Here is a 23,668-nt window from a genome sequence, read left to right on the forward strand (position 1 = left end):
CAGATCGCCGAGGAAGCCCGCCGCACGGGCGTGCGCGACCTGCGCCAGTCGGCCTTGCTCAAGGTCAAGCAGGGCATCCTGAGCCTTGCCGAAATCAACCGCGTCACCAAGGACTAAGCCATGGCCACATCGACTGCCGTTGCCACCAAAGCCCGCAACGCCGCCAGCCAGCGCGGCAAGGCGCGCGCCCAGGTCAGCCAAATGCAGGTATTCACTTGGGTCGGCATCGACAAGCGCGGCACCAAGATCAAGGGCGAGCAGATCAGCAAGAACGCCAACCTGGTCAAGGCCGACCTGCGCAAGCAGGGCATCAATCCGCAGGTGGTCAAGGCCAAGCCCAAGCCACTGTTCGGCAGTACCGGCAGTTCGATCAAAGGCCGTGACATCGCCGTATTCAGCCGCCAGCTCGCGACGATGATGGCGGCCGGCGTGCCGATGGTGCAGGGCTTCGAAATCGTCGCCGGCGGCCAGAGCAATCCGCGCATGAAGGACATGCTCACCAACATCAAGACCGACATCGAGGGCGGCTCGGCGCTCAACGAGGCACTCGGCAAGTACCCGGTGCAGTTCGACGAGCTCTACACCAACCTCGTCAAGGCCGGCGAATCGGCCGGCGTGCTCGACACCGTGCTCGACACGATCGCGACCTACAAGGAAAACATCGAGAACATCAAGGGCAAGATCAAGAAGGCGATGTTCTATCCGGCCGCAATTCTTGCGGTGGCGGTCATTGTTTCGAGCATCCTGCTCATCTTCGTGATCCCGCAGTTCGAGCAGGTGTTCAAGAGCATGCATGCCGACCTGCCGGCGTTCACGCAGATTCTGGTGTCGCTGTCGCGCTGGATGGTTTCGTACTGGTGGATGGTGTTTCTCATCCTGGTCGGCACTGCGGTTGGCTTCGTGATGTTCTATAAACGATCCAAGAAGTTCCAGCATTTCGTCGGCAGGGCGTTGCTCAAAATCCCGGTGGTCGGCGAGATTCTGCGCCAGTCGGCGATCGCGCGCTTTGCGCGCACGCTCGGCGTGACCTTCAAGGCCGGCGTGCCGCTGGTCGAGGCGCTCGACTCGGTGGCCAATGCCACCGGCAGCGTGGTCTACAACGAAGCCGTCAAGCGCGTGCGCGAGGACGTCGCGGTCGGCCATCAACTGCAACTGGCGATGAAGCAGACCGATCTGTTCCCGAACATGGTGACGCAGATGGTGGCGATCGGCGAGGAAGCCGGCGCGCTCGATGCGATGCTGTTCAAGATCGCCGAGTTCTACGAGACCGAGGTCAACAACGCGGTCGACGCGCTGTCGAGCCTGCTCGAGCCGCTCATCATGGTCGTGATCGGCACTCTCGTCGGCAGCATGGTCGTCGGCATGTACCTGCCGATCTTCAAGCTCGGTTCGGTCGTCGGCTGAGCGCGGCGACACCGTCTCGCGCGCGCCGCGGCCGTTGCTGCGCGGCGCGGCCGCTGCGGGCCGGCGCGGCGCCGCCACCCGCGCGGTAGCCAAGTGGCGCGTGACCACCCGGCGCGATTGCGGCATGCTCGCGCTTTGGGCCAGCGTGGCATCAGGGGGTCGACTTGGATTGGCTGCAGCAACCCGCGCCATTGATCGCGCTGAGCGCCGTGCTCGGCCTGCTGGTCGGCAGTTTCCTCAACGTGGTGATCCTGCGCCTGCCGCGCCGGCTCGAACACGAGTGGCGGCAGCAGGCGCATGACCTGCTGCACGAGGGCACGACCGCTGCCGCGCCCGAAGGCGCCGCCGCTGCCGTGGCCGGCCCCGCGCCGCCCGACCTCGTGTTCACGGCCTCGCACTGCCCGCACTGCAAGCACCCGCTGTCGCCGTTCGACAACATCCCGCTGCTGAGCTGGCTTGCGCTGCGCGGGCGCTGCCGCTATTGCCGTGCGCCGATCTCGTGGCAATACCCGCTGGTCGAATTGCTCACCGCGCTGGCCTCGGCCACGCTGGCGTGGAAGTTCGGCTATGGCTGGCAGCTCGCCGCCGGCCTGCTGCTCACCTGGACCCTGATCGCCGCCTCGGGCATCGACGTGCGCACCCAGCTCCTGCCCGATCAGTTGACGCTGCCGCTGCTGTGGCTGGGCCTGCTGATCGCGCTGGTGCCCGTGTACGTCGATCCGGCGACCGCGATCATCGGCGCCGCTGCCGGCTACCTCAGCCTGTGGAGCGTGTACTGGCTGTTCCGCCTCACGACCGGCAAGGAAGGCATGGGCTATGGCGATTTCAAGCTGCTCGGCGCGCTCGGCGCCTGGATGGGCGCGAGCAGCCTGCTGCCGATCGTGCTGCTCTCCTCGCTGATCGGCGCGATCATCGGCGGCATCGCGCTCGCGCTGCAGGGCCGCGACCGCAGCACGCCGATTCCGTTCGGCCCCTTCATCGCCGCCGCGGGCTGGGCCTGGTTCGTGTTCGGCGACCGGCTTGGTGCGCTCTACGCCCGTTTGTTCGGGCTGGCCTGATCGCGCCACGGCCGCCACGCACGGCGGCGCGGATCGATCGCCGCGGCAGTCCCCGTGGCGGCTGCGACGCGCTGGCCACGCATGGGCCACATGAGCAAGAGTGGGTTGACAGCGGGCCGTCGATGCGCTTAGCGTCATCGCATGTCGCAGCGCAGCAGTCCGCTCGTCGATCACACTCTCCGTCGCAGTCCAGCGCGCGCGGACGTGATGTGCGTGCGCAGCAGACCGGATTGCCAGCCGGGCCGTGTGCGCGGCCCTGAAGCCGCTGCGGCGGGCCGCGCAACGCGCGCCGGGCCCGCCGCCACGAACACCCAGCGCTGTCCGCAAAGCCTCGCATCCGAACCGATGCGGGGCTTTTTTCGTTTGCGCCACCCTTCGCCGAGGCTGCCATGCTGATCACTCCGCCGCTTGCCGCGACCTGCTCCGCACCCCGCCCGACCACGCCGACGCGCACTGGCACCGCGTCGATCGCCGGTGTCGGCTCGCACGAGGACTTTCTCGCCCGCGTGCAGGCGCGCGACCCGCACCAGGGCGAATTCCTGCAGGCCGTGCGCGAGGTCAGCACGAGTCTGTGGCCGTTCCTGCAGCGCCACCCGCACTATGCGCGCGAGGGCTTGCTCGAACGCCTGGTCGAACCCGAGCGCGTGATCCAGTTCCGCGTCGCCTGGCTCGACGACCACGGCCAGGTGCAGGTCAACCGCGCCTTCCGCGTGCAGCACAGCTCGGCGATCGGCCCGTTCAAGGGCGGCATGCGCTTTCATCCCTCGGTCAACCTGTCGATCCTCAAGTTCCTCGCCTTCGAGCAGACCTTCAAGAACGCGCTGACCACGCTGCCGATGGGCGGCGCCAAGGGCGGCTCGGACTTCGACCCCAAGGGCAAGAGCGATGGCGAGGTCATGCGCCTGTGCCAGGCGCTCATGCTCGAACTGCATCGACACCTCGGCGCCGACACCGACGTGCCGGCCGGCGACATCGGTGTCGGCGCGCGCGAAGTCGGCTACATGGCCGGCATGATGAAGAAGCTCAGCAACGACGCCTCGTGCGTGTTCACCGGCAAGGGCATCGCCTACGGCGGCAGCCTGATGCGGCCCGAGGCGACCGGCTATGGCACGGTCTACTTCGTCGAGCAGATGCTGCATCACGCGCGGCGCGAGACGCATGGCGCGCGCGTGCTGGTGTCGGGCGCCGGCAACGTGGCCCAGTTCGCCGCGCTCAAGGCCAACGAGCTCGGCGGCAAGGTGCTCACGTTCAGTGATTCCGACGGCACGCTGTACGCGCGCGAGGGTTTCGATGCCGAAGCGATCGCGCAGGTGATGGCGCTCAAGAACGAGCGCCGCGGCCGCCTGGCCGAACTTGGCGATGATCCGCGCTTCGACTATCTGCCGGGCCGGCGGCCCTGGCGCATCCCGGCCGAGATCGCCCTGCCCTGCGCCACGCAGAACGAACTCGATGGCGACGACGCGCGCACGCTCGTGCGCAACGGCGTGGTCTGCGTGGCCGAAGGCGCCAACATGCCGGCCACGCTCGAAGCGGTCGAGGTGTTCCACGCGGCGCAGGTGCTGTACGCGCCCGGCAAGGCATCCAACGCCGGCGGCGTGGCCACTTCGGGGCTGGAAATGAGCCAGAACGCGGCGCGGCTGGCCTGGTCGCATGCCGAAGTCGACGAGCGCCTGCACGCGATCATGAAGGACATCCACGGCAACTGCGTGCGCCACGGCACGCGCCGCGACGGCAGCGTCAACTACGTCGACGGCGCCAACATCGCCGGCTTCGTCAAGGTGGCCGACGCGATGCTCGCGCAGGGCGTGTACTGACGCGCGCCGGCGCCTGACGGCAGGCTCGCCGCGCCCGCGCCGACGGCGATGCGCATTCGCGCGCGCCGCAGGGCGCGGCCGTGCGTTGCGGCATGAGCCGTCCAGCCGTCCATTCGCCTTCACAACCAATCTTCATATCGAAACCTGTTGACAGTGACGGCGGCAGTCGATTAGCTTGAGTCCCATGTCGCAGCGCAGCAGCCACCACGACGCCACCGCAACGAGCCGTCCCGAGACGCTCCGCGGCGCGCTGTGGCTGCGCGGCCAGCTCGTCATTGCCCTTGTACTCGTACTTCTCATTAGCACCGGAGGTGCGGGCTGAGGGCGTGTGTCCAGGTAGCTGAAACCAAAACCTGAAACCACCCAAAGAACCCCGCACCAGAAATGGCGCGGGGTTTTTTGTTGCCCTCGGCACCGCCTCCACAGCGGAGCCAGCGATGCACAACCCCGACAGCAACAACGCTCATCCGGCCGCCGCCAGCGGCGCCGCCGAACGCGTGCGGATCTTCGACACCACGTTGCGCGACGGCGAGCAGACGCCCGGTTTCGCGATGGATGCGCGGGCCAAGCTGCGCCTGGCGCAGGCGCTCGAAGCGCTTGGCGTGGACGTGCTCGAGGCCGGCTTCCCGCAGGCTTCGCCCGATGATTTTGCGGCGGTCGCACAAATCGCTTCGACGCTGCGCAGCACGACGACCTGCGCGCTCGCGCGCTGCCAGGACGGCGACATCGACGCCGCCGCGCGGGCGCTCGAGACGGCCTGGCGGTCGCGCATCCACGTGTTCATCTCGACCAGTCCGGTGCATCGCGAGCACAAGCTCGGCATGTCGCGCCAGCAGGTGCTCGACGCGGCCCATGCCGGCGTGGCGCGCGCACGCGAGCTGTGCCACGAGGTCGAGTTCTCGGCCGAGGACGCGATGCGCACCGAGCCCGAGTTCCTCGCCGAGGTGCTGAGCGCGGCGGTGGCCGCCGGCGCGACCACGCTCAACGTGCCCGACACGGTCGGCTACATGACGCCGGCCGAAGTCGCCGCGCGCTTCGCCTGGCTGCGCGCGCACGTGCGCGGCGCCGCCCACGTGGTGTTCTCGGCGCATTGCCACGACGACCTCGGCCTGGCCGTGGCCAACAGCCTGGCCGCGATCGAGGCCGGCGCGCGCCAGGTCGAATGCACGATCAACGGCATCGGCGAGCGCGCCGGCAATGCCGCGCTCGAGGAAATCGTGATGGCACTCAAGGTGCGCGCCGCGCGCTTTGGCGTCGACACCCGCATCGACAGCCGCAAGCTGCATCCGACGTCGCGCCTGCTGTGCCAGCTCACGGGCCAGAACGTGCAGCGCAACAAGGCGATCGTCGGCGACAACGCATTCGCGCACGAGTCGGGCATCCACCAGCACGGCATGCTCCGGCACCGCGACACCTACGAGATCATGCGCCCGCAGGATGTCGGCATCGCCGACACGCGCCTCGTGCTCGGCAAGCATTCCGGCCGCGCCGCGCTGCGCCAGCGCCTGGCCGTGCTCGGCCACGCGCCCGACGCGGCCGCGCTCGAGGCGATCTTCGCCCGCTTCAAGACGCTGGCCGACCGCAAGCGCGAAGTGCTCGACGATGACCTCGACGCACTCGCGCTCGGCCATGACCCCGACGCGCAAGGCCCGTGGCACCTCGTCCAGCTCGGCACGAGCACGCAACTGGGCGGCAGCGCCTCGGCCTCGGTGCGCCTGGCGCACGACGACGGCCGCCAGGCCAGCGAGGCCGCCCTCGGCGATGGCCCGGTCGATGCGGTGCTGCGCGCGATCGAGCGCGCCACCGGCAGCACGCTCGACCTCGCCGAGTTCCAGGTGCGCGCGGTCGGCGCCGGCGGCGACGCCCAGGGCCAGGCCCACCTGCTGGCCCGGCATGGCCAGCGCGAGTGGCGCGGCCACGGCGTGTCGACCGACATCGTCGAGGCCACCGCGCAAGCCGCGCTCGCGATCGTCAACCGCATCGCCCGCCAGCAGGCGGCGGCCCCGGCGCCGCTGGCCGCCAATCAATGACCCAAGGAAGCCACCCCATGCAAAACACTGCCCTGCTCTGGCACAACGGTCGCATCAAGCCCTGGGCCGATGCCCATGTCCATGTCAGCGCGCATGCGCTGCACTACGGCTCTTCGGTGTTCGAGGGCGTGCGCGTCTACGCGACGCCGCGCGGGCCGGCGTTCTTCCGCCTCGCCGACCACACCCGGCGCCTGTTCGAATCGGCGCGCATCTACGACATCGACGTCGGCTACAGCGCGGCCGACATCGACGCGGCCTGCCACCAGCTGATCCGCGCCAATCGCCTCGCATCAGCCTACGTGCGCCCGATCGTGCTGCGCGGCGCGGCTGGCCTGGGCGTGCTGGCGCGCGAACACGACCCGGTCGAGGTGGCGATCCTCGCGCTCGACTGGGGCGCCTACCTCGGCGAGGCGATCGAGCGCGGTGCCGACGTGTGCGTGTCGTCGTGGCAGCGGCCGGCGCCGAACACGCTGCCGAGCTGGGCCAAGGCCGGCGGCAATTACCTGTCGAGCCAGCTCGTCGGCCTGGAAGCGCGCCGCGGCGGTTACGACGAAGGCATCGCGCTCGGCAGCAACGGGCTCATCAGCGAAGGCGCCGGCGAAAACCTGTTCGTGGTGCGTCGCGGCCGCCTGCTCACGCCGCCGGCCAGCGCCGGCATCCTCGCCGGCATCACGCGCGACAGCGTGTTCACGCTCGCGCACGAACTCGGCATCGCGGTCGAGGAACGCGACCTGCCGCGCGAAGCGCTGTACACGGCCGACGAGGTGTTCATGACCGGCACCGCGGCCGAGATCACGCCGGTGCGCTCGGTCGACCGCAAGCCGGTCGGCGATGGCCGGCCGGGTCCGCTCACGCGGGCGCTGCAGCAGGCCTTCTTCGGCCTGTTCGATGGCCGCACGGTCGATCGCTGGGGCTGGCTCGACATCGTCGCGCGCGACGCGCAGGAGGCTGCGGCATGAGCGCGCGCACGCTGTTCGACAAGATCTGGGACGCCCACGTCGTCAGCGCCGAGACCGCGGCCACCCCGGCCACGCTGTACGTCGACCTCCACCTCGTGCACGAAGTCACCTCGCCGCAGGCCTTCGACGCGCTGCGTGGGCGCGGCCTGCGCGTGCGCCAACCCGCGCGCACGCTGGCCACGCTCGACCACTCCACGCCGACGCTGCCTGCCGCGAGCGACGGCACGCGCCGCTATGCGACCGCTGCGGCGCGGGCCCAGGTCGAGCAGCTCGAAGCCAATGCGCAGGACTTCGGCATCGAGCTGCACGGCTGGGACAGCGACGCGCGCGGCATCGTGCACGTGATCGGTCCCGAGCTCGGCGCCACCCAGCCCGGCATGACGATCGTGTGCGGCGACAGCCACACCTCGACCCACGGCGCGTTCGGCGCGCTCGCGTTCGGCATCGGCACCACCGAAGTCGCTCACGTGCTCGCCACCCAGTGCCTGCTGCAGCGGCGGCCGCGGACGCTCGCGGTCCATGTCGAAGGTGAACTCGCGCCCGGCGTCGCGGCCAAGGACCTCATCCTGCACATCATCGGCGTGCTCGGCGTCGATGGCGGCACCGGCCACGTCATCGAATACCGCGGCAGCACGATCCGCGCGCTGTCGATGGAGCAGCGCATGACCGTGTGCAACATGTCGATCGAGGCCGGCGCGCGCGCCGGCCTCATCGCGCCCGACGCGGTCACCTTCGACTGGCTCGCGGGTCGCCCGCAGGCGCCGCAGGGCGCGGCGTGGGAGGCCGCGCTGGCGCGTTGGCGCACGCTCGCCAGCGATCCCGGCGCGCGTTACGACCGCGAACTGCACATCGACGCCGGCGCGGTGCGCCCGAGCGTGACCTGGGGCACGCACCCCGGCACCGCGATCGCGCTCGATGCCGCGGTGCCGGCGCCGCGCGACGCCCTCGACCAGCGCGCGCTCGACTACATGCAGGCACGCGCAGGCCAGCCGCTGCGCGGCAGCAAGGTCGACGTGGTGTTCGTCGGCAGTTGCACCAATGGCCGCCTGTCGGATCTGCGCGAGGTGGCCGGCCTGCTGCGCGGCCGCCACATCGCGCACGGCGTGCGCATGCTGGTCGTGCCGGGCTCGGAGAGCGTGCGCCGCGCCGCCGAAGCCGAAGGCCTCGACCGCGTGTTCACGGCCGCCGGCGCGCAGTGGCGCCTGCCGGGTTGCTCGATGTGCATCGCGATGAACGGCGACATGGCGGCGCCGGGCGAACTGGTGGTGACGACTTCCAACCGCAACTTCGAAGGCCGCCAGGGCCAGGGCGTGCGCAGCGTGCTGGCGAGCCCGGCCACCGCCGCGGCAAGCGCGCTGGCCGGCGCCATCGCCGATCCGCGCGACTGGCTCGCCGCCTCGACGGAGCAAGCCGCATGAACGCCGTGACCCGCATCCACTCGCGCAGCGTCGCGCTGGCCGACGACAACATCGATACCGACCGCATCATCCCGGCGCGCTTTCTCACCACCACCACGCGCGCCGGGCTCGGCCGCCACTGCTTCAACGACTGGCGCTACCTGGCCGACGGCAGCGACAACCCTGACTTCGCCCTCAACCAGCCGCAGGCGCGCGGCTGCTCGATCCTCGTCGCCGGGCGCAACTTCGGCTGCGGCTCCTCGCGCGAGCACGCGCCGTGGGCGCTGCTCGACTACGGCATCGCCGCCGTGATCTCGAGCGAGATCGCCGACATCTTCCGCAACAACGCGCTCGGCAACGGCCTGCTCGCGATCGAGGTGGCGGCGGCCGAGCAGCGCTGGCTGCTCGCCCATGGCGGCATCGAGCTGACGATCGACGTGGCCGGCCAGTACATCGCGCTGCCCGACGGCGGTCGCATCACGTTCGCGCTGGAGCCGTTCGCGCGCCACTGCCTGCTCAATGGCGTCGATGCGTTCGGCTATCTGCTGCAGCAGGAAGCGGCGATCGCGGCGTGGGAAGCGCGTCAGGCGGTGGCGGCATGAAGGCGCGCATCGTCACGTTGCCCGGTGACGGCATCGGCCCCGAAGTCACCGCCGCCGCGGTGGCGGTGCTCGAGGCGGTGGCGACGCGGCATGGCCATGCCTTCGCGTTCGACGCGCAGCGGCTCGGCGGCTGCGCGATCGACGCCTGCGGCGAGCCGTTGCCGGCAGCGACGCTGGCCGCGTGCGCCGACGCCGACGCGGTGCTGCTCGGCGCGGTCGGCGGGCCACGCTGGTCCGATCCGGCCGCCCGCGTGCGGCCCGAACAGGGCCTGCTCGGCCTGCGCGCGGCGCTCGGCGTGTATGCCAACCTGCGCCCGCTGCGCGTGCATCGCGCACTGGCCGCGCACTCGCCGCTCAAGGACGAGCGCGTCGCCGGCGTCGACCTCGTGTTCGTGCGCGAACTGACCGGCGGCGCCTACTTCGGCCGCAAGCAGCGCGATGCCGACAGCGCGAGCGACGAATGCCGCTACAGCGTGGCCGAGATCGAGCGCGTGGCGCGCGTCGCGTTCGAGCTGGCGCGGCGCCGCCGCGGCCACCTCACCTCGGTCGACAAGGCCAACGTGCTCGAGACATCGCGGCTGTGGCGCAGCACGGTCACGCGGCTGGCGGCCGACTATCCCGACGTGCGCGTCGAGCACCAGCTCGTCGACTCGATGGCGATGCTGCTGCTGACGCGCCCGGCGCACTACGACGTGATCGTCACCGAAAACCTGTTCGGCGACATCCTCAGCGACGAGGCGGCCGCGCTGGCCGGCTCGCTCGGGCTGTCGCCGTCGGCCTCGCTCGGCGCGCGCCGCTGCGGCCTGTACGAGCCGATCCACGGTTCGGCGCCCGACATCGCCGGCCACGGCATCGCCAATCCGCTCGGCGCGATCCTGTCGGCGGCGCTGCTGCTGCGCCACTCGCTCGGGCTCGAACGCGAGGCAGTCGAGGTCGAGGCGGCGGTGGCGCAGGTGCTGGCCACCGGGCCGCGCCCGCGCGACCTCGGCGGCAGTGCCGACACCGCCACCGTGTGCGCCGCGGTATGCGCCGCGCTCGCCGCTGGCACGCGCGCTGCGGCGCAATGCAGCGACCCCGTCGATTCCTGTTGCGGCTGACGTCGATGTCCAGCCGCCCCAACCCCGGAGCAAGCCATGCGCAGTGACCTCATCAAGCTCGGCCCCGACCGCGCCCCGGCCCGCGCGATGCTGCGCGCCACCGGCCTCGACGACGCCGCGCTGGCCAAACCGCTCGTCGCGGTGGTGCATACCTGGTCGGACGTGAGTCCCTGCAACCTCAACCTGCGCGAGCTGGCGCGCGAGGCCGCCGCCGGCATCCGCGCCGCCGGCGGCACGCCGGTCGAGTTCAACACGATCGCCGTCACCGACGGCATCGCGATGGGCACGCCCGGCATGCGCTATTCGCTGGTGAGCCGCGAGCTCATCGCCGATTCGATCGAGACCGCGGTGGAAGGCCACTGCATCGACGCGATGCTGCTGCTGTGCGGCTGCGACAAGACGATCCCGGCAGCGGCGATGGCGATGGCGCGGCTCGACATTCCGGCCGTGGTGCTCTACGGCGGCACGATCGCGCACGGCCTGCACCGCAACACGCCGATCACGATCCAGCAGGTGTTCGAGGCGGTCGGCGCGCATGGCGCGGGCCAGATCGACGACGCGCAACTGCATGCGGTCGAGTGCGCTGCCTGCAGTGGTGCCGGCGCCTGCGGCGGCCAGTTCACGGCCAACACGATGGCGATGGTGCTGACCGCGCTCGGCCTGTCGCCGCTCGGCCTCAACGACATTCCGGCGACCCATCCCGACAAGCCGGCCGCGGCGCGCCGCTGCGGCGAGCTCGTGATGCAGTGCCTGCGCGAGGGCCGCACGCCACGCGCACTGATCGATCGCCGCGCGCTCGGCAATGCCGCGCGCATGGTGGCGGCGACGGCCGGCTCCACCAACGCGGTGCTGCATCTGCTCGCGATCGCGCGCGAAGCCGGCGTGGAATGGTCGCTGGAGGATTTCCAGCCGGCCAGCGCAGGCACGCCGGTGATCGCCGACCTGCTGCCGGGCGGCCGCTACACCGCGGTGGAACTGTTCCAGGCCGGCGGCTGCGCGCGCGTGGCGCAGGAGCTGATCGACGCCGGCCTGCTCGACGACGCGCCGACCGTGACCGGCCGCAGCCTGTTCAGCGAAGTCGCGGCGCTGCCGCGCGTGGCCACGCAGACGGTCGTGCACGCGGTGGCGACGCCGCTCAAGCCGCGCGGCGGCTATTCGATCCTGTACGGCAATCTCGCCCCCGACGGCTGCGTGCTCAAGATCCCGGGCAACGACAGCGCGGGCCACGGCGCCACGCGCTTCAGCGGTCGTGCCCACGTGTTCGAGAGCGAGGAAGCCGCCTTCGCCGCCGTGCAGGAAGGCCGCATCGACAAGGGCGAGGTGGTCGTGATCCGCAACGAAGGGCCGGCCGGCGGGCCCGGCATGCGCGAGATGCTCGGCGTGACCGCGGCACTGGTCGGACGCGGCCTCGGCGATGACGTGGCGCTGATCACCGATGGCCGCTTCTCGGGCGCCACCCACGGCTTCATGGTCGGTCACATCGCGCCCGAAGCGGCGCGCGGCGGGCCGATCGCGCTGCTGCGCGATGGCGACACGATCCACATCGACGCGCTCGCGCGCCGCATCGATACCGACGCCGACCTCGCCGCGCGCCGCGCGCAGTGGTCAGCGCCGGCGCCGAAAGCCACCCGCGGCGTGCTGGCCAAGTTCGCGTTGCTGGTCGGCTCGGCCGCCGACGGCGCCACCACGCAGCCGGTCAGCCCCGCGCCCCGTTCCGTTCCATCCACCCAAGGAGTCACCGCATGAACGCTTCTCCACTCGGCAATGCACGCATCGCCGTGCTCGGTTACGGCAGCCAGGGCCGCGCGCACGCGCTCAACCTGCGCGACTCGGGTTGCCATGTCGTGGTCGGCCTGCGACCGGACGGCCCGTCCTGGCAACGCGCCAAGGCCGAAGGTTTCGCGCTGGCGACGCCGGCCGAGGCCGTGCGCGACGCCGATCTGGTGGCCGTGCTGACGCCCGACATGGTGCAGGGACCGCTCTACCGCGAAGCGATCGAGCCCAACCTCAAGCCCGGCGCGGCGCTGCTGTTCGCGCACGGCTTCAACGTGCACTACGGCCAGATCGTGCCGCGCCCCGACATCGACGTGATCCTCGTCGCGCCGAAGGGGCCGGGCGCGCTGGTGCGCAGCGAATACACGCGCGGCCGCGGCGTGCCGTGCATCTGGGCCGTGCAGCAGGACGCCAGCGGCCATGCACACGAACACGCCTGCGCCTATGCCAACGCGATCGGCGGCGGTCGCGCGATGCTGATCCAGACCACGTTCAAGGAAGAAACCGAAACCGACCTGTTCGGCGAGCAGGCCGTGCTGTGCGGTGGCGCCAGCGCGCTGGTGCAGGCCGGCTTCGAGACGCTGGTGGAAGCCGGCTACCAGCCCGAGATCGCCTATTACGAGGTGCTGCACGAACTCAAGCTCATCGTCGACCTGTTCTACGAGGGCGGCATCACGCGCATGCTCGAATTCGTCTCGGAGACGGCGCAGTACGGCGACTTCGTGAGCGGGCCGCGCGTGATCGACGCCGGCACCAAGGCACGCATGCGCGAAGTGCTCGGCGACATCCAGGACGGCAGCTTCGCGCGCAACTGGATCGCCGAGTACGCCGCCGGCCTGCCCCACTACCGGCGCTGCAGGCAAGCCGATCTCGATCATCCGCTCGAACAGGTCGGCAAGCGCCTGCGCGCGCGCATGGCCTGGCTCGAGCCGGCCACCGAGGCCAGCGCCGCGCCGACGCTGCGCAAAGCCGGTTGAACTTCACCACCACGGGAGACCATGCCATGAAACGTTTTCACATCGCCCTCGCGGTCGCCGACCTCGATGCCTCGATCGCCGATTACAGCCAACGCCTCGGCAATGCGCCGCAGGTGGTGGTCGACGGCGTGTATGCGCTGTGGCGCACCGACCTGCTCAATTTCTCGATCAGCCAGCAGCCCGAGCATGCCGGCAAGCTGCGCCGCATGGGTTTCGTCGACGACGAGGTCTGCCACAACCAGGTCGACACCGACGTCAACGGCATCGACTGGGAGCAGGTGTCGCCGCTCACGCACGACCTGCGCCTGGCGACCGCCTACGGCACGCCGCGCTACGCCAGCAACGAAGACGACCTGATCCGCAACTGAGCCGCTGGCGAGGAATCGACCGATGACCCTGTCACAAGCCACTGCCGCCGTGACCGCCGCGCCACCCGTCCTGCACCCGTGTGCGGGCCAGTCGATGACGGGAGCGGAAATCGTCGTGCAGGTACTGGCCGATGAAGGCTGCCGCGTGCTGTTCGGTTATTCGGGTGGCGCGATCCTGCCGGTGTACGACGCGGTGTTCCGCTACAACGAGCGCCACCGCACGGCCGATGGCCGCGAGCCGATGCCGCTGATCGTGCCGGCCAACGAGCAAGGCGCCGGCTTCATGGCCGCGGGCCATGCGCGCGCGACCGGCGATGTCGGCGTGGCGGTGGTGACCTCGGGGCCCGGCGCGACCAATCTCGTCACGCCGATCCGCGATGCGATGGCCGACTCGATTCCGCTGGTGGCGATCTGCGGCCAGGTGCCGACCGCGCTGCTCGGCAGCGATGCGTTCCAGGAAGCGCCGGTGGCCGGCATCATGGGCGCCTGCGCCAAGCACGTGTTCCTCGTCACCGAGCCGACCCAGCTCGAGGCGACGCTGCGCTCGGCGTTCGAGATCGCGCGCAGCGGTCGGCCCGGCCCGGTGGTGGTCGACATCCCCAAGAACGTGCAGAACGCCGGTCTGGTGTTCGATGGCGCCTGCCGCCTGCCGCTGCCGGGCTATCGCGCGCGCCTGCGTGCGATCGAGCAGGCGCATCTGGACGACGCCGCCTGCAACGAGCTGCTGCGTGCCCTCGCCCAGGCGCGGCGGCCGCTCATCTACGCCGGCGGTGGCGTGATCGCGGCCGGCGCCGCGGCGGCGCTGGCCACATTCGTCGACACCTTCGGCGTGCCGGTCACCACCACGCTGATGGGCCTGGGCGGCTTCGACACCACCCATCCGCTCGCACTGCACCTGCTCGGCATGCACGGCACGGCGCATGCCAACTATGCGGTCGAGGACTGCGATTTCCTGCTCGCGCTCGGCGCACGTTTCGACGATCGCGTCGCCGGGGTGCCGGCGCAATTCGCGCCGCGCGCACGTTTCATCGCCCAGATCGACATCGACCCGGCCGAGATCGGCAAGGTCAAGCGCGTCGACTGGCACCACGCCGGGCCGCTCGCGCCGGCGCTCGAACGCCTCGTCGCGCACGGCCGGGCGCGCGGCCTGCGCCCGCAACTGGCGCCGTGGCACGCACACATCGCCGCCCTCAAGCGCCGGCACGCGCTCGACTGGGATCGCGCCAGCGCGGCGATCCAGCCGCAGGCCGTGATCGAGGCGATCAACCGCATCACGCGCGGCGAGGCGATCATCAGCACCGGCGTCGGCCAGCACCAGATGTGGGCCGCGCAGTATTTCGATTTCCGCAGGCCGCGCCATTGGCTCACGTCGGGCTCGATGGGCACGATGGGCTTTGGCCTGCCGGCCGCGATCGGTGCGCAACTGGCGCGCCCCGATGCGCTCGTCATCGACATCGACGGTGATGGCTCGATCCGCATGAACCTCGGCGAGCTCGAAACCGTCACCACCTACGACCTGCCGATCAAGATCGTCGTGCTCAACAACCGCGGCGACGGCATGGTGCGGCAATGGCAGCGGCTGTTCTTCGCCGGCCGCTTCGCCGCCACCGACAAGAACCTGCATCGCAAGGATTTCGTGCGCGCGGCGCAGGCCGATGGCTTCGAGTGGGCGCGCCGGCTCGAGGACAAGGCCGCGCTCGACGCCACCATCGAAGCGTTTCTCGCCCATCCGGGCCCGGCCTTCCTCGAGGTGATGATCGATCCCGAGGCCGGCGTGTACCCGATGGTCGGCCCCGGCGCGAACTATGCGCAGATGGTCACCGGGCCGTTCATCGCCGCACGCAGCGCAACGCCGGTGAGCGAGGCCGAGGTGCCGGCCACCGCCATGTTCTGACCGCCACGCCCGTTCCACTCCATCGTCCGCCCACGGAGCACGTCATGAAACACACGCTGTCGATCCTGCTGCAGAACGAATCGGGCGCGCTGCTGCGCGTGGCCGGCCTGTTCGCCGCGCGCCACGTCAACATCGACGCGCTCACGGTCGCCGTGACCCACGATCCGGGCGTGTCGCAGCTCACGCTCGTGCTGCACGGCGATGCCGGCGTGCTCGAGCAGATCCTGCGCCAGTTGCGCAAGCTGGTCGACGTGCTCGATGCGAGCAGCCTGTCGCTGGTCGGCAGCGGCGAGCGCAGCCGCCTCGTCGCCACCTCGGCGTGAACGCCGCAGCGGCCAGCGCGGCGCCGCCCGACAGCGCGCCGGCGGACCTCGAACTGTTGCGCCACACGCTCGCCGCGCGCGTCTACGAGGTGGCGCGCGAGACGCCGTTGCAGCAAGCCGCGCTGCTGTCGGCGCGGCTCGGCAACCACGTGCTGCTCAAGCGCGAGGACCTGCAGGAGGTGTTTTCGTTCAAGCTGCGCGGCGCCTACAACAAGATCGCCGCGCTCACGCCCGAGCAACGTGCGCGCGGCGTGATCGCCGCCTCGGCCGGCAACCACGCCCAGGGCGTGGCGCTGGCGGCGGCGCGGCTCGGCGTGCGTGCGCTGATCGTGATGCCGCTGACCGCGCCGCGGCTCAAGGTCGAGGCGGTGCAGCGCATCGGCGGCGCGGCGGTCGACGTCGTGCTCGCCGGCGATTCCTACTCCGACGCCCAGGCCGCCGCCGCGAGCCTGCAAGGCGAACGCGATCTCGTCTGGGTGCATCCGTTCGACGACCTCGACGTGATCGCGGGCCAGGCCACGGTGGGGCTGGAGATCCTGCGCCAGTGCCGCGCGCCCGACGCGGTGTTCGTGCCGGTCGGCGGCGGCGGCCTGCTGGCCGGGATCGCGAGCTGCATCAAGACGATCGCGCCGACCACGCGCGTGATCGGGGTGCAGGCGGCCGATTCCGATGCGATGGCGCGTTCGCTCGAATACGGCGCGCGCATCGCGCTCGACGAGGTCGGCCTGTTTGCGGACGGCACCGCGGTCAAGCAGGTCGGCGCACTGACCTTTGCGCTGTGCCAGCGCCATGTCGATGCGATGCTGCGCGTGGACGGCGACGCGCTGTGCGCGGCGATCCGCGACGTGTACCAGGAAACGCGCTGCGTGCCCGAACCGGCCGGCGCGCTGGCGCTGGCCGGGCTCAAGCAGTATGCGGCCGCGCACGACCTGCGCCAGGCCACGCTGGTGGCGGTGGTGTCGGGCGCCAACATGAACTTCGAGCGGCTGCGCTTCGTGGCCGAACGGGCCGAGGCCGGCGAGCAGCGCGAGGCGCTGTTCGCGGTGACGATTCCCGAGGAACGCGGCAGCTTCCGCCGCTTCTGCGCCGCGCTCGGCCGTCATTCGATCACCGAGTTCAACTACCGCATCGGCGACGCTCGCCACGCCCACATCTTCGTCGGCGTGCAGACCAGCGGCCACGACGAGCGCAGCGCGCTGGCGGCCGCGTTTCGCGACCAGGGCTTTGCCGTGCTCGACCTCGGCGATGACGAACTGGCCAAGCTGCACCTGCGCCACATGGTGGGCGGTCGTTCGCCGCTCGCCCACGACGAGCGCCTGTACCGCTTCGACTTTCCCGAGCGCCCAGGCGCCCTGCCCGACTTCCTCGCCCGCCTGCACCCGGACTGGAACGTGAGCCTGTTCCACTACCGCAACCATGGCGCCGACCACGGCCGCATCCTCGTCGGCATCCAGGTGCCGGCGATGGAACGCGCGCTGCTGCAGCGTTTCCTCGACGCGCTCGGCTATCCGTACCACGACGAGAGCGACCACCCGGCCTACCGCCTGCTGCTGCGCGCCTGAGCCGGCACGCACAGCGCGTGACGGCAGCCCTGCGCTGCCCGTAGCATGCGCGGTCGTGACCGTCACTCCCTTCAGCATCGCCCTCACCGGCGGCATCGCCAGCGGCAAGTCGGCCGTGGCCGAGCGCTTTGCCGCCCGCGGTGCCAACGTCATCGACGCCGATCGGGTGGCGCGCGAACTCGTCGCGCGCGGCTCACCCGCGCTCGCCGAGATCGTCGCGCTGTTCGGCCACGGCGTACTGGCCGCCGACGGCACGCTCGACCGCGCCGCGCTGCGCGAGCGGATCTTCGCCGCCGCCGATGCACGGGCACGGCTCAACGCAGTGATGCATCCGCGCATCCGCGACGCGCTGCGCGAACGCGCGCAGGCCGCTGGCAGCGCCGGCTACAACCTGCTGGCGATTCCGCTGCTGGCCGAGAACCAGGCCCACTACGCCTGGGTCGACCGCGTGCTGCTGGTGGACGTGCCGCGCGAGTTGCAACTGCAACGGCTCATCGCGCGCGATCGCGTCGATGCCGGGCTGGCCCAGGCCATGCTCGCCGCGCAGGCCAGTCGCGAGCAGCGCCTTGCGCTCGCCGACGACATCATCGACAACACCGGCTCGATCGCCACGCTCGATGCGCGCGTGGCGGCGCTGCATGCGCGCTATCTGGAATTGGCGCAGGGTCGGCGCCGCTGAGTGGACGGGCGCCTGCCACCGGCGGGCGTCGGCGACGCGGCACGGCATTGGCGGGCGCAGCGGCGCGCGCCGGCGTGCCGGTGCAGGCTCACCACAGGCCGCGACTGGCGGCGATGCCTTGCGCGCCAACCATCTGGGCGGCGTCGAGGTCGTCGCCTTCCAGGCCACCGGCGACGTAGACCGGGATCGGCACGGCGGCAATGAGTTCCTCGCAGCGCTCCCAGCCGAGCGCGCCGCCAGCGCCCGACGCGGCGGCCGCAAAGACCGGCGAAAGCGTGGCGAAACGCGCGCCGGCCGCCACCGCGGCAGCCAGTTGCTGCGCGTCGTGGCAGTCGACGCCGAGCCAATGACCGCTCGACGCGAACGAAGTCGGCAGCGCGGCCAGTGCGGAGGCCGCCAGGTGCGCGCCGTCGAGACCGAGGATCGCCGCCAGCCGCGCATCGCCATCGAGCAGCAGCAGCGTGTCGTGATCGCGGCAGGTCGCGAGCGCCCGGCGCGCCAGCGCGGCCAGCGCCGGCAGCGGCCAGTCGGGCTGGCGCAGGCGCACCATGCCGATGCCGCGGCGGCAGGCGCGCTCGATGCCGGCCAGCAGTTCGGCCTCGGCGGCCGGCGCCAAGGCCGGCGTCACGAGACAGCGCCACGGCAGGCGCAGCGCGTCGATCACCGGGCGATCGGCGGCCGGCATCGGCAGGCGCACCAGTGCATCGGCTTCGACCCAGGCCAGGCGCTGGCCTTCGCGCGCGACCGGCTGGCCCGACCAGGCACTGACCTGCCACACGTCGAGCACGATCGCCTGCTGCGGATAGGCGTGCGGCACGCGGATCAGCGGCCGTGCCGATTCGACGACCAGGCCCAGTTCCTCATGCAGCTCGCGCGCCAGCGCATCGACGGCGGCTTCGCCGGCGTCGCTCTTGCCACCGGGAAACTCCCACAGTCCGGCCAGATGCTTGCCCGGCGCGCGCTGCGCCAGCAGCACGCGGCCGCGCGCGTCGCGGATGACGCCGGCGACGACATGCAGGGGTGCCGCGCCACTCATCGCCACGCGCCGCGGCTCAGGCGAGCTTGCCGTGGCACTGCTTGTATTTCTTGCCCGAGCCGCAGGGACAGGGATCGTTGCGGCCGACCTTGGGCTCGTCACGGTGCACGGGCCGCTGCACGGTCGGCTCCGGCGCAAAGCCTTCGCCGCCAGCGTCGGCCGGCAGTTCGCCGGCGCCCACGGCCGCCGCCTCGGCGTGCTGGAACTGCATCGCCCGCGCCTGTGCCTCGGCCTGGCGGCGCTGCTGCGCCTCCATCGCCTCGACTTCGTCCTCGCTGCGGATGCGCACGCGCGCCAGCAACTGCACGACCTCGAACTTGATGCGGCCGAGCATGGTCTGGAACAGTTCGAACGCCTCGCGCTGGAACTCCTGCTTGGGCTGCTTTTGCGCATAGCCGCGCAGGTAGATGCCCTGGCGCAGGTAGTCCATGCTCGACAGGTGTTCCTTCCACACGTTGTCGAGCACCGACAGCATGACGTGCTTCTCGAGTCCGCGCATCGTCTCCGAGCCGAGCATCGCCTCCTTCTCGCGGAACACGCGCTCGACCAGCGCCTGCACGTGGTCGAGCACGTCGCTGGCGCTGACCTCGGTCTGCTCCTCGATCCAACGCTGCAGGTCGGTCTGCAGGCCGAACTCGGTCGCCAATTCCGCCTGCAGCGCGGCGATGTTCCAGCGTTCGTCGACCGAATCGGCGGGCACGTGGCGATGCACGAAATCGGCCACCACGTCCTCGCGCACGGAGGCGATCATGTCGGCGACGTTCTCGCTGTCGAGCAGCTCGTTGCGCTGCTCGTAGATGACCTTGCGCTGGTCGTTGGCGGTGTCGTCGAACTCGAGCAGGTGCTTGCGGATGTCGAAGTTGTGGGCCTCGACCTTGCGCTGCGCCTTCTCGATCTGGCGGCTGACCATGCGGTCCTGGATCGCATCGTTCTCCTTCATGCCGAACAGGCGCATCATGCGCGCCACGCCCTCGCCCATGAAGATGCGGATCAGGTTGTCTTCGAGCGACAGGTAGAAGCGGCTCGAACCGGGGTCGCCCTGGCGGCCGGAGCGGCCGCGCAGCTGGTTGTCGATGCGGCGCGACTCATGGCGTTCGGTACCGACGATGCGCAGGCCGCCCAGCGCGATGACCTCGTCATGGCGCTGCTGCCATTGCGTCTTGATGCGTTCGCGCTCGGCCTCGGGCGCATCGGCCGGCAAGGCGGCCAGTTCGGCCTCGAGACTGCCGCCGAGCACGATGTCGGTACCGCGGCCCGCCATGTTGGTGGCGATCGTGATCGCACCGGGACGGCCGGCCTGGGCGACGATGTGCGCTTCGCGCTCGTGCTGCTTGGCGTTGAGCACCTCGTGCGGCACGCCCTGCTTGGCCAGCATGCCGGCCAGCAGTTCGGACATGTCGATCGAGGCGGTGCCGACCAGCACCGGCTGGCCACGCTCGTGGCACTCCTTGATGTCCTCGACGATGGCCTCGAACTTGGGACCGGTGCGCAGGAAGATCACGTCGGGCTCGTCCTTGCGGACCATCGGCCGGTGGGTCGGGATGACCACCACCTCGAGCCCGTAGATCGACTGGAACTCGTAGGCTTCGGTGTCGGCCGTGCCGGTCATGCCGGACAGCTTCTTGTACATGCGGAACAGGTTCTGGAACGTGATCGAGGCCAGGGTCTGGTTTTCGCGCTGGATCGGCACGCCTTCCTTGGACTCGACCGCCTGGTGCAGGCCTTCCGACCAGCGGCGCCCAGGCAGGGTGCGGCCCGTGAACTCGTCGACGATGATGACCTCGCCGTCGCGCACGATGTAGTCGACGTCGCGCTGGTAGATCGCGTGCGCGCGCAATGCCGCGTTGAGATGGTGCACCACCGCGATGTGCTGCGAGTCGTACAGGCTCTCGTCGGCACCGATGATGCCTTCGGCACGCAGCTCCTGTTCGGCATGCTCCATGCCTTCCTCGGACAGGTACACCTGCTTCTGCTTTTCATCGACCCAGTAGTCGCCCGGTACCGGCGGCTGGTCCTGCTTGGGCTCGGTCGCCTGGCGGCTCAGGCGCGGCACGATGCGGTTGACCTTGACGTACAGCTGCGGCGACTCGTCGGACGGGCCGGAGATGATGAGCGGCGTGCGCGCCTCGTCGATGAGGATCGAGTCGACCTCGTCGACGATCGCGTAGTTGAGGCCACGCTGATAACGCTGCTCGGGTGCCAGCGCCATGTTGTCGCGCAGGTAGTCGAAGCCGAATTCGTTGTTGGTGCCGTAGGTGATGTCGGCGGCGTAGGCGGCGCGCTTGTCGCCGTGGTCCATGCCCGGCCACACCACGCCGACGTTCATGCCGAGGAAGTTGTAGATCTTGCCCATCCACGCCGCGTCGCGCTTGGCGAGGTAGTCGTTGACGGTGACCACGTGCACGCCCTTGCCGGCCAGCGCATTGAGGTAGACCGGCAGCGTAGCGACCAGAGTCTTGCCCTCGCCGGTGCGCATCTCGGCGATCCTGCCCATGTGCAGCACCATGCCACCGATGAGCTGCACGTCATGGTGGCGCATGCCGAGTACGCGGCGCGAGGCCTCGCGCACCACGGCGAACGCCTCGGGCAGCAGGCTGTCGAGGCTGGCGCCGTCGGCCAGGCGCTGTTTGAACTCGGCGGTCTTGGCGCTCAGGTCGGCATCGGACAGGGCCTGCAGGGGCGGCTCCAGCGCATTGATGCGCGCCACCGACTTGGCGAGTTGACGCAACACGCGTTCGTTGCGGCTGCCGAAAATGCGCGTCAGGACAGAGTTGAGCATGGAAGATCTTCGATTCTTGATGGAAGGAGGGCCCAGGCGGGCGCGCCGGCGACCGCGCGGCCAGACCAGGCGGCGCAATCGTCTGCGCTACACCGACCGATGCGGAACATGCAGGACGGGGTGTCGCCAAGCCAAGCCGTCGATGATACGGCGCGCGGGCCCGAACACAAAGAAATGGGTGATTCCAACGCAGTTTCAAGCGCGTTCGTCGACGGCCCCGGCAGCGGGCCATGACGTCCAGCTCGACTGCGCGACGCCCGCTCGTGGCTGCGGCGCATGACCCATCGAGCGTCGCGCGCTCGCGGCATGCCCGCGCGCGCCACCGCCGATCAAGCACTTGCGCGCGAAGGCGGCCGAGCCGTCGCTGCGAGCAAACGTCGCCGGCGCCGCCGGCGCGTTGCGTCAGGCCTGGCTGGCGCGCACGTTCTTGACGTAGGCCATCGGGTTGACCGCGCGGCCGTTGTGCCAGACCTCGAAGTGGCAATGGTTGCCGGTCGAGCGCCCGGTGGAGCCGACCTTGGCGATCGTCTCGCCGGCGTGCACGCGCGCGCCCTCGAGCACGGCGACGCTCGAATTGTGCGCGTAGCGCGTCATGTAGCCGTTGCCGTGATCGATTTCGACGACATTGCCGTAGCCATTGCGGATGCCGACGAAGGTGACCATGCCGTCGGCGACCGCGAGCACCGAGGTGCCGGCCGGGGCCGAGAAGTCCACCCCGAGGTGACTGGCCTGATGGCCGTCGAACGGGTCGGCGCGACCGCCGAAGCCCGAGGAAATGTAGCCCTGTGCGACCGGCATGCCGGTGGGCAGCAGCGAATTGTCGATCTTCTGGTCGCGCAGCAGGCGCTCGAGCATCTCGAGCTGGGTCTGCTGGGCAGCGAATTCGGCGCGCAGGCCGTCGATGCCGGCCTGCAACGGCAGCGGCGCATCGGCGCCCGCCAGTGCATCCTCGGGACCACCCATGGCGGGCTCGCCGGCAAAGTCGAACTCGCCGTCATCGAGCTTGCCGATCTGGGTCAGGCGTTCGCCGAGCGCATTGAGGCGCGTGGCCTGCGCGCGCAGCTGGCCCAGTTGCAGCGACAGGGCGTCGAGGTCGTTGCGCGAGGCGACGCCGAGGGCCGCCAGGTCCTGGCGCTGCTGGTTGAGCGTGGCGCGCAACGAGGTCAGCACGCGCAGTTCATGCGAGCGCGAGGTGCCGAGCCAGGCGCCCAGCGCCACGCCCACACCGAGCAGCAGGGCCACGCCCATGCAAGTGCCGCCGATCAGCCAGGCGCGCCCATGACGCAGGTTGAGGTCGATGCGCCATGGCGGCAGGGAAGCGTTGCGGACGATAATGATGTTCATGCTCGTACCGGGTTCGTGATCGTGGTGTCGCCAAACCGCAGCCGTCATGCCTCCGCAACCGCCGGACTGCGTCCGGCGCTGGAGTGCGTCACCCTTGGCACGCTCGCGCAACGCGCGCGCGCCCTCGATGAACTTGACCAACGACTGCGCCGCTTGTTGCCCGAGGCGACTGCACGCCAGACGCGACTGGCGGACGTGCGCAACGGACGACTGGTCTTCCTGGCATCCAGCCCGATCTGGGCCAGCCGACTGCGCCTGCAACAGACGACGCTGTTGGCCGAAGCCCGCCTCGCACTGGGCGAGACGATCGAACGTTTTGCCGTGAAAGTGGCGCCTTTGCCGACCGTTCCCCCGAACCCGACAAAGCCGATACCGCTTTCCGCTGCCACCGCGCAGCACTTGCGCGAGGCGGCAACAGTCCTCAGCGACCCGCAACTGCGGGCCGTATTGCTCGACATCGCATCCTGCACCGGGAGCAAACCACGCTAGGCGTCGTCGTGTCCGTGACGCCGGTGCCAGTTTGCCCTGTTCCACTCGCGGCGCCTGCGCGCCGCCACACGTCCTGCACCTGT

At 70.4% G+C, this 23,668-nt stretch carries 20 protein-coding genes; 17 read left to right on the top strand and 3 right to left on the bottom strand.

Translation table 11 applies throughout. From position 1 onward, the window contains the following. The 16 genes from KF903_RS12085 to coaE all read left to right on the top strand — a co-directional run. The coding region (locus KF903_RS12085) for a pilus assembly protein (protein ID WP_291215292.1) at window positions 1–117 on the top strand (117 nt) is incomplete at its 5' end. Between the two features lie 84 nt (window positions 118–201). Then, window positions 202–1,404: a type II secretion system F family protein gene (locus KF903_RS12090; RefSeq protein ID WP_291215295.1), complete on the top strand. Its 1,203-nt coding sequence runs from the start codon at window positions 202–204 to the stop codon at window positions 1,402–1,404. A 164-nt stretch (window positions 1,405–1,568) separates the two neighbouring features. Further along, window positions 1,569–2,462, top strand: a complete 894-nt coding sequence (locus tag KF903_RS12095; RefSeq protein ID WP_291215150.1) for an A24 family peptidase — start codon at window positions 1,569–1,571, stop codon at window positions 2,460–2,462. Window positions 2,463–2,851: 389 nt separating this feature from the next. After that, entirely contained in the window at window positions 2,852–4,276 is a 1,425-nt protein-coding gene (gene gdhA, locus KF903_RS12100) for an NADP-specific glutamate dehydrogenase (protein ID WP_291215153.1), read from the top strand. 437 nt (window positions 4,277–4,713) lie between these two features. After that, complete coding sequence (locus tag KF903_RS12105; RefSeq protein WP_291215156.1) at window positions 4,714–6,306, top strand: 2-isopropylmalate synthase; 1,593 nt, start codon at window positions 4,714–4,716, stop codon at window positions 6,304–6,306. 17 nt (window positions 6,307–6,323) lie between these two features. Next, on the top strand, window positions 6,324–7,265 hold the full coding sequence (locus tag KF903_RS12110; RefSeq protein WP_291215158.1) for a branched-chain amino acid transaminase: 942 nt from the start codon (window positions 6,324–6,326) through the stop codon (window positions 7,263–7,265). Beyond that, window positions 7,262–8,683: a 3-isopropylmalate dehydratase large subunit gene (gene leuC, locus KF903_RS12115; RefSeq protein ID WP_291215160.1), complete on the top strand. Its 1,422-nt coding sequence runs from the start codon at window positions 7,262–7,264 to the stop codon at window positions 8,681–8,683. The genes KF903_RS12110 and leuC overlap by 4 nt, the downstream gene beginning before the upstream one ends. Then, complete coding sequence (gene leuD / locus KF903_RS12120) at window positions 8,680–9,264, top strand: 3-isopropylmalate dehydratase small subunit (protein ID WP_291215162.1); 585 nt, start codon at window positions 8,680–8,682, stop codon at window positions 9,262–9,264. The genes leuC and leuD overlap by 4 nt, the downstream gene beginning before the upstream one ends. Beyond that, the gene (gene leuB / locus KF903_RS12125) at window positions 9,261–10,361 is read left to right on the top strand and encodes a 3-isopropylmalate dehydrogenase (RefSeq protein WP_291215164.1); all 1,101 of its coding nucleotides are present in this window, start codon (window positions 9,261–9,263) and stop codon (window positions 10,359–10,361) included. Before leuD ends, leuB begins: the two co-directional genes overlap by 4 nt. Window positions 10,362–10,397: 36 nt before the next feature. Further along, the gene (locus tag KF903_RS12130; protein ID WP_291215166.1) at window positions 10,398–12,107 is read left to right on the top strand and encodes a dihydroxy-acid dehydratase; all 1,710 of its coding nucleotides are present in this window, start codon (window positions 10,398–10,400) and stop codon (window positions 12,105–12,107) included. Further along, the gene (gene ilvC / locus KF903_RS12135) at window positions 12,104–13,111 is read left to right on the top strand and encodes a ketol-acid reductoisomerase (RefSeq protein ID WP_291215168.1); all 1,008 of its coding nucleotides are present in this window, start codon (window positions 12,104–12,106) and stop codon (window positions 13,109–13,111) included. Before KF903_RS12130 ends, ilvC begins: the two co-directional genes overlap by 4 nt. A 26-nt stretch (window positions 13,112–13,137) precedes the next feature. Beyond that, window positions 13,138–13,479 carry a hypothetical protein gene (locus KF903_RS12140; RefSeq protein WP_291215171.1) on the top strand — a complete coding sequence of 114 codons (342 nt, stop codon included), beginning with the start codon at window positions 13,138–13,140 and terminating at the stop codon, window positions 13,477–13,479. A 22-nt stretch (window positions 13,480–13,501) separates the two neighbouring features. Next, window positions 13,502–15,373: a biosynthetic-type acetolactate synthase large subunit gene (ilvB, locus tag KF903_RS12145; protein WP_291215173.1), complete on the top strand. Its 1,872-nt coding sequence runs from the start codon at window positions 13,502–13,504 to the stop codon at window positions 15,371–15,373. A 44-nt stretch (window positions 15,374–15,417) separates the two neighbouring features. Next, window positions 15,418–15,696: an acetolactate synthase small subunit gene (ilvN, locus tag KF903_RS12150; protein WP_343214982.1), complete on the top strand. Its 279-nt coding sequence runs from the start codon at window positions 15,418–15,420 to the stop codon at window positions 15,694–15,696. Window positions 15,697–15,752: 56 nt separating this feature from the next. Beyond that, window positions 15,753–17,258: a threonine ammonia-lyase, biosynthetic gene (gene ilvA, locus KF903_RS12155; RefSeq protein WP_291215298.1), complete on the top strand. Its 1,506-nt coding sequence runs from the start codon at window positions 15,753–15,755 to the stop codon at window positions 17,256–17,258. Between the two features lie 55 nt (window positions 17,259–17,313). After that, entirely contained in the window at window positions 17,314–17,937 is a 624-nt protein-coding gene (gene coaE / locus KF903_RS12160) for a dephospho-CoA kinase (protein WP_291215176.1), read from the top strand. An 88-nt stretch (window positions 17,938–18,025) separates the two neighbouring features. On the opposite strand, the gene KF903_RS12165 is transcribed toward coaE, so the two are convergent. The 3 genes from KF903_RS12165 to KF903_RS12175 form a co-directional block, all read right to left on the bottom strand. Beyond that, window positions 18,026–18,973: a Nudix family hydrolase gene (locus KF903_RS12165; protein WP_291215178.1), complete on the bottom strand. Its 948-nt coding sequence runs from the start codon at window positions 18,971–18,973 to the stop codon at window positions 18,026–18,028. A 16-nt stretch (window positions 18,974–18,989) separates the two neighbouring features. Further along, window positions 18,990–21,752: a preprotein translocase subunit SecA gene (gene secA, locus KF903_RS12170; protein ID WP_291215180.1), complete on the bottom strand. Its 2,763-nt coding sequence runs from the start codon at window positions 21,750–21,752 to the stop codon at window positions 18,990–18,992. A 402-nt stretch (window positions 21,753–22,154) separates the two neighbouring features. Beyond that, entirely contained in the window at window positions 22,155–23,096 is a 942-nt protein-coding gene (locus tag KF903_RS12175; protein WP_291215183.1) for a M23 family metallopeptidase, read from the bottom strand. A 15-nt stretch (window positions 23,097–23,111) separates the two neighbouring features. On the opposite strand from KF903_RS12175, the gene KF903_RS12180 reads away from it, so the two are divergent. Further along, the gene (locus KF903_RS12180) at window positions 23,112–23,585 is read left to right on the top strand and encodes a DUF721 domain-containing protein (RefSeq protein ID WP_291215185.1); all 474 of its coding nucleotides are present in this window, start codon (window positions 23,112–23,114) and stop codon (window positions 23,583–23,585) included. Window positions 23,586–23,668 lie beyond the last annotated feature (83 nt).

The organism is Dokdonella sp. (genome assembly GCF_019634845.1).
Classification (GTDB): Bacteria; Pseudomonadota; Gammaproteobacteria; order Xanthomonadales; family Rhodanobacteraceae; genus Dokdonella_A.